The 6,312-nt window shown below is 64.6% G+C and carries 5 protein-coding genes; 3 read left to right on the top strand and 2 right to left on the bottom strand.

The window, feature by feature from the left end:
* Both C515_RS0114660 and C515_RS0114655 read left to right on the top strand, forming a co-directional pair.
* Positions 1 to 247, top strand: a 247-nt coding sequence (locus C515_RS0114660) for a transposase domain-containing protein (protein WP_028456141.1), incomplete at its 5' end; no start/stop codon positions are given.
* 217 nt (positions 248 to 464) lie between these two features.
* Positions 465 to 1,262: an inositol monophosphatase family protein gene (locus C515_RS0114655; RefSeq protein WP_028456140.1), complete on the top strand. Its 798-nt coding sequence runs from the start codon at positions 465 to 467 to the stop codon at positions 1,260 to 1,262.
* 341 nt (positions 1,263 to 1,603) lie between these two features.
* Here C515_RS0114655 and C515_RS21290 read toward each other — a convergent pair whose 3' ends face one another.
* Both C515_RS21290 and C515_RS21285 read right to left on the bottom strand, forming a co-directional pair.
* Positions 1,604 to 3,658 (bottom strand): putative bifunctional diguanylate cyclase/phosphodiesterase, encoded by a 2,055-nt coding sequence (locus tag C515_RS21290; RefSeq protein WP_051304983.1) that lies wholly within the window; start codon positions 3,656 to 3,658, stop codon positions 1,604 to 1,606.
* A complete protein-coding gene (locus C515_RS21285; protein WP_051304982.1) occupies positions 3,642 to 4,589 on the bottom strand; it encodes an HDOD domain-containing protein in 948 nt (315 codons plus the stop codon). The genes C515_RS21290 and C515_RS21285 overlap by 17 nt, the downstream gene beginning before the upstream one ends.
* Before the next feature lie 471 nt (positions 4,590 to 5,060).
* Here C515_RS21285 and C515_RS0114640 point away from each other — a divergent pair, with 471 nt between their 5' ends.
* Positions 5,061 to 6,305, top strand: coding sequence for a hypothetical protein (locus C515_RS0114640; RefSeq protein ID WP_028456139.1), 1,245 nt, complete (start codon positions 5,061 to 5,063; stop codon positions 6,303 to 6,305).
* The last annotated feature ends 7 nt before the right edge of the window (positions 6,306 to 6,312 follow it).

Genomic DNA, 6,312 nt, shown 5'->3' with positions numbered 1-6,312 from the left:
CAGTGGTGATGCACCGATCGACAACAACCCGGTGGAAAACGCCATCCGGCCGATCGCACTGGGGAAGAAGAACTGGTTGTTTGCCGGCAGCGAAGCCAGCGGCCGCCGTGCCGCCGCAATCCAGAGCCTGCTTGGCACCGCGAAACTGAACGGCATTGAGCCGCTGAGTTGGCTGACGGAAACGCTGGAAAAACTGCCGGCCTGGCCGAACAGCCAAATCGACGAGTTGCTGCCACTGCGACGCTAACCGAGGCGGTTTCCTTGATCAATGCGGGGCGGCTGGACGCTTACGGTCGTCTGGAGGCAGGCGCTGGCCGGGATGTGCGAAGCCGCCCAGGCAAGCGTCTAAGGCGAATACCCGGTGCCGCTTTTCTGATGCATCGCAGCACCCGTGGCGGTGCTTGGTGTAAATTAGCGGGCATGGCAATCAGGCAAGGGCCGCGAGGGCGGTGACGGGAAATACCATGGATGTGCTGGCACAATTGCAGCGTCTGCGCGACATCGCCCGACAGGTGGGCGCCGAGGTCGTCATGCCGCGCTACCAGAAGGTGGTCGCGGAAAAGAAACATGACGGCAGCCTGTTCACCGAGGCTGATCTGGCCGCGCAGCAGGCTCTCCAGCGCCTGCTGCCCGAGCTGGTGCCCTGCCCGGTGCTGGGCGAGGAAATGACGCAGGCCGAGCAGGAAGCGCTGTGGCGCGAGCATCCGCAGGGGCTGTGGGTGGTCGATCCCATCGACGGCACGACCAATTTTGCCCATGGCCTGCCGTATTTCGCGATCTCGATCGCCCTGATGCGTGCTGGCCGTCCGCAGCTGGCCGTGGTGTATCTGCCAGTGCTGGACGAATGCTTCAGCGCCGCAGCCGGGCAGGGCGCCTGGCTGAACGACCGCCGTCTGCCGCTGGTTCATGATGACAAGCTGCTCGCCGATGCGGTGGCGACCGTCGAGACCAAGTGGTTGTCCGGCCACCTGGCGGCGCGCGTCGTGACGCTCGGACCATTTCACAACCACCGCAATTTCGGCGCGTCGACCATCGACTGGTGCTGGCTGGCTGCCGGGCGCACCGATGTGATGCTGCATGGTGCGCAGAAGCTGTGGGATTACGCCGCTGGCGTACTCATCCTGCAGGAGGCCGGCGGTGTGGTGGGGGCCATTCACCAGCCGGATTTCTGGCAGGACAAGGTCTGGCAGCGTTCGGTGGTAGCGGCGCGCACGCCGGCTCTCTATGAGGCCTGGCGCGGCTGGGTGCGGGCCAACCGCTGAGCGGATCGGCACGCCTCAGTAGTCCTGGCCCATCACTGACGTTGCGCTGGATGCTTTTTGCGCCGACTGGGTGTCATAACTTAATAAACTGCCGCGCCCGCCACGTCTTGCTTTGACGACAAGCGCACTGGCGGGAACGCCAATCAGTCAACAGCAAACCAGTCAGCAATACCGCCCGACGCTCTGGGTTGAATTTGCCTGTTGGCCGAAGTCTCTGACTTGCCTTCGCTGCGGATGATTACTGTTGTCAGGGCGGTTTTTGCTTTTTGGTGGGTATGAGGCTGCAGCCTTTTATGGCAAAAGGTTGTGGCGATATGGGTGTTCTCGTATGTGCCGGGCGCTTAGCCCGGATTGTTCTTGCTGAGCGCGCCGATCCGTTCGCTGTCCCGCAGCAGCCGGGCAAAGGCATCCGCCGGCATGGGGCGAGCGAAGTAGTAGCCCTGCAGCAGGTGGCAATCCAGTTCGCTCAGAAAGGCCGCTTCCGCTTCCACCTCGACGCCTTCGGCGATCAGTGACAGGCCGAGGTGTTCGGCAATGCCGAAGATGGCCCGCACGATGGCGGCGTTGTGCGTGTCATCCGGCAGGCCGCGCACGAAGCGCTGGTCGATTTTCAGATAGTCGATCGGAAAGGTCAGCAGGTAGGCGAGGTTGGAATAGCCGGTGCCAAAATCGTCCAGCGCCAGGCTGAAGCCGGCGCCGTGCAGCTCGTCAAGGATCTGCGACATTGATTCATCACCCTGCATCAGCAACGTTTCGGTGATTTCCAGCTCCAGCAGTGCGGGCGGCAGATCGTATTGCGCCAGCACGGCCAGCAGCCGGTCGGCCAGACCTGGCTGGAATTGCCGCGCCGACAGGTTGACGGCGATGCGCGGCAGGCGCAGGCCGGCCTGGCGCCAGGCGGCCAGCTGGCGACAGGCCTCCTTGATGACCCAGTCACCGATCAGGCCGATCAGGCCGTTTTCTTCGGCAAAGGGAATGAACTCGCCAGGGCCGATCAGACCGCGTTGCGGGTGCTCCCAGCGGATCAGCGCCTCGGCGGCGACAATGCTGCCGTCGCGCGGGCTGGCCTGCGGCTGGTAATACAGGCGCAGTTCGTCGCGCTCCAGCGCATGATGCAGGTCGGCGGCAAGCTTGATGCGCGCCAGGCTGCGGCGATTCATTTCCGCCGAATAGAAGAGGAAGGGCTGGGCCGACTGCTTGGCGCGATGCATGGCCACGGCGGCGTCGCTGATCAGCCGGTCGGCGTCCCGGCCATCGTCCGGGTAGACGGTGATGCCGATGTGCGCCTCGACCATGATTTCCTGGCGCTCCAGCTCGAAGGGGCGCGTGACCTGGGCCAGAATCCGCCGGGCCACCAGGGCCGCATCGATGCGTTCGCTGATGGCAAACAGGCCGACATAAAACTCGTCGCCGCCAAAGCGCGCCAACACGTCTTCCTCACGCAGGCAGCTGCGGATGCGCTGCGCCATCTCCACCAGCAGCAGATCGCCGCCGCGATGGCCGAAGGAATCGTTGATGGCCTTGAAACCGACCAGATTGAAACACAGCACGGCGCCGGTATTGCGTTGCCGGCGCGCTTCGCTGAGCGCCTGTTCCAGCAGCGTGAACAGCATGCTGCGATTGGGCATGTTGGTGAGGCTGTCGTAATAGGCCAGCCGGTGGATCTGCTCTTCGGCGGCCTTGCTCTCCGAGAGGTCGGAAAAAACCGCGAAATAGTTGCGCAACTGGCCGTGCTGCCCGTACACGGCCGAGAGCGTCAGCCAGACCGGATAGCGCGTGCCATCGGCGCGCAACTCCCACAATTCGCCTTCCCAGTGGCCGGTGGCTGCCAGGCTGGCATCAATGTGGCTGCCCATTTCCGGATGCTGCAGAAAGCCGGGGACGCGCAGGGTGCTGTCTTCCCGGCTGAAACCGCTGATGCTCAGAAAGGCCGGGTTGACGTCGATGATCTGCCGGTCGGCATCGGTGATCACGATGGCGTCCGGCGTGTGCTCGAACACATTGCTCAGCAGGTGGGCATGCTCGCGGTCGGCGATCTGCTCGCTGATGTCGTGGATGAAGCCGATCAGCCGTTCGGGCCGCCCGGCCTCGTCGCGCACCAGGATGAGCTGGATGCGTGCCCAGAAGATTTCGCCGTTCTTGCGGCGCCGGCGCACTTCCACGGTGCCGTGCCCCAGCGCAAACACGCTGTTGAAGAGCTCGGCATCGTCTTCGTTCTCGTCGGCGTAGAGCAGCAGGATGTGCTGGCCGAGAATTTCTGCCGCTTCGTACCCGAACAGCTTCTCGGCGCCGGCATTCCAGCCGGTGATGTAGCCCTGCGGGTCAAGGACGATCAGTGAGGCTTCCAGCTCGCCCAGGAGGCGCGCCGCCGCGTCGAGCTCATTCTGCGGGTGCATGCTGCTTCCTGAGCTGGCAGGCCCAATCAAGGGCATCAAGCTCGCTGTCGAGCCAGGCACGCGGGCTGATGCTGGCCGAGGGCAAGGGACTGGCCGTGCCGGCTTCCAGTGCGGCGGCGCAGGCCAGCGCCTGCCCCAGCTCGCCCTCGCCGGCGAGCAGTGCAGCGCGCAATGCCGGCTGTAGCGGCAAGTCGGCCAGCAGGTCGGCCAGCGGCTGGCCAAACAGCCGGTCCAGCAGTGACAGCATGCCGACCAGAAAGGCACTGTCCGGCGCGTGATCAACCCAGTTGCGTGCTGCCCAGTTCTCCAGGCGTTTGGCGCGCAGCGCAGCGCCGATCATCAGCGCCTGTTCCTCGCCGTCGTCGGCGAATTGTTCGGCATACAGCAGCAGTTGCAGCCAGCGCTGCAGCTGGCGGCGGCCTAGCAGGGTAATGGCATGACGGATGCCGGTGATTTCCACCCGGCTGCCGATGCCGACCGAATTGACGAGCTTCAGCAAGCGCACCGTCAGCGAAGGCGCCTGCGCGAAGGCGGCTTCCAGCTCGCGGGTGTCGGCGTCGGCCACCACCAGCGCCAGGATCTGCATCAGCGCCGGCTGGCTGGGGTGGTTGCGCTGATTGCTGCCAGCCTGCAGGTAGGCCGGCCCGTAGATCAGCTCACCCTCGGCAAGCTGTGCCAGCTGGCTGCGCTCGGTGAAGCCGCCGCGCAGGCTGATGTCGTCTGCGCACCAGACCTGTCCGCGCAGCTGCAGCGGCAGCAGCTTGCCGAGCTCGGCGCGTGCGCCCGGCACATAACAGGGCAGGGCGGCCAGCTGCGGGCTGGCTTGCAGGTGCTCGGCCAGCCAGTCCTGCTGGTCGGGCGGGCACAGGGCGAACAGTGCTTGCCATTCGCCCTTGCGGTTCCAGAGAAGATGCAGGTGAGTGCGGGTCATGAAATGTTGTCAGTTGGCGGATCAGACGAGGTTCTGTTGCTGTTTTGTTTGCGATTCCCGTTTGTGCTGTTTTTGGCCTGAAACCAGGCGCGAAGCCCGATGCATGGTCATTCCATGTGAGGGCTTTGCAACGCCGTGTCAGGCCAAAACAGCCAGACCGGCTTTTTGAGAACACATCTAGGCTGGGCGCTTGTTGCGCCGACTCCGCGTTGTTGCCTCGCTGACATAACCCGTTATGCGGCGCTGGCAACGCCTTGTATTCGGCGCATAAGTCGCTCGAGCGGGAACGCAAACACATCATCAACAGAACCTAACCCTAGTCGGGGCCGCCGCCTGCTGCAAGGCGGCATTCGCGCGGCACCAGTGGACAGCCGGTAGCCGGTTGTTGCTGCAATGCAGCATCGGGCCGGCTATGCTGAAAGCGGCCGCTGCCGTGATGGCGGCACAGGGATGGAAAACAGGAGGTGCACCATGAGCACTCGCGATCCTGCCGGCTTGCTGGCAACCGATCAGGAACAACTCAATGCAGCACTGGCCCTGGCCAGCGAATTCACGCTGCCCCAGCTCGTCGCCATTGCGCTGGATGCCGGCAACAGCGAGCTGACGCGGCGGCTGGCCGGTACGCTGGCGGCCTTTCAGGAGGAATACCTGCCCGGACGTTTCGGTCGCTACTCGCGCCATGACCTGCTGCTGCTGCAGGCCGCCGGGCGCTTTATCGAAGTTGCCTCCAACTGGCAGGCGCCGGACAACCTGGATATCCACAGCAGCGGCCTGCTGCGCCCCTACATTCCGGAAGCGCACGACTGGGAGCACAGCGCGCTGTTCGAGCGTCTGCAGTCGGGGCAGGCGCCGCTGCCTTATCCACCGCCGACCAGTTTCGGCCAGCCCTGGTATGCCATCGTGGAAATGCCCGGCGTGTTTCCGGTGGCGGTGACTGCCGCGCAAAGGCTGGGCAATGGCCAGCATGCCGAGCTGGAGCTCAATGACTGCGTCTGGCAGGTGCTTGCCCATGTGCTGCCGGACGGGCGCGAGCTGGCCGGGGCGCCGGCGGTGTTCCGGGACGATTGCCGCTACATTGTCAGCCATGGGCACTGGCCGGCATATTGCCTCAGTCGCGGGCGCACGGCCAACCGCTGCGAACCCGCCTATGCCGCCAGGCTGGTGGCGGCCGGTGGTGACGAGCTGCATCCGTCGCCGCGCATTCTCGATGCCGAGCCCGACGAAAACGGCTGGGTGCTGCTCGAGTATGATCACTGGGTGCTGCAGCAGCGCTATCCGGCGCGCGACCCGCAGCAGGATGCCGCCGCCATTGCGGCGGATCGCCAGGCCATGCGCCAGCAACGCATCAGCCTGTCCTTTCCGCTGTGCCGTCAGCGTTTCGAGGATGCCGACCTCAGCTATGCCTGGGATGCCGAGCAGCCGGAGAACAGCACCGTCTATCGCATCCGCACCATGGCCGACCAGATGCGCATGTCCTATCCCGAACTGGTCGAGTGGGGCGACAAGGCGCTGGTCATCGCGGCCGGCTTGAGCAAGCTGTCGCCGGCCGAGCGCGATCCGGATCTCTTTGTGCGCCTTTACGAATACGAGCAACATGCCGACTACATGCTCGGTGGTGCATTTTCCAGCCTGCGCGAAGCGTCCTTCATGGGCGGACGCTTTGAAGACTGCTATCGGCAACTGCTGGCGGGCCACCATCTGCAGGCCAGCCGATGACGTGAGC

This window comes from Chitinilyticum litopenaei DSM 21440 (genome assembly GCF_000428145.1).
Taxonomy (GTDB): domain Bacteria; phylum Pseudomonadota; class Gammaproteobacteria; order Burkholderiales; family Chitinibacteraceae; genus Chitinilyticum; species Chitinilyticum litopenaei.
The sequence above is the reverse complement of the archived record's forward strand: the minus strand, read 5'-3'. Positions and strand labels throughout refer to the sequence as shown.

Bases quoted from the DNA above. Each gene is read 5' to 3' on its own strand.
- C515_RS0114655 (WP_028456140.1), top strand. From the start codon at position 465: ATGGATGTGCTGGCACAATTGCAGCGTCTGCGCGACATCGCCCGACAG.
- C515_RS21290 (WP_051304983.1), bottom strand. From the start codon at position 3,658: ATGCACCCGCAGAATGAGCTCGACGCGGCGGCGCGCCTCCTGGGCGAG.
- C515_RS21285 (WP_051304982.1), bottom strand. From the start codon at position 4,589: ATGACCCGCACTCACCTGCATCTTCTCTGGAACCGCAAGGGCGAATGG.
- C515_RS0114640 (WP_028456139.1), top strand. From the start codon at position 5,061: ATGAGCACTCGCGATCCTGCCGGCTTGCTGGCAACCGATCAGGAACAA.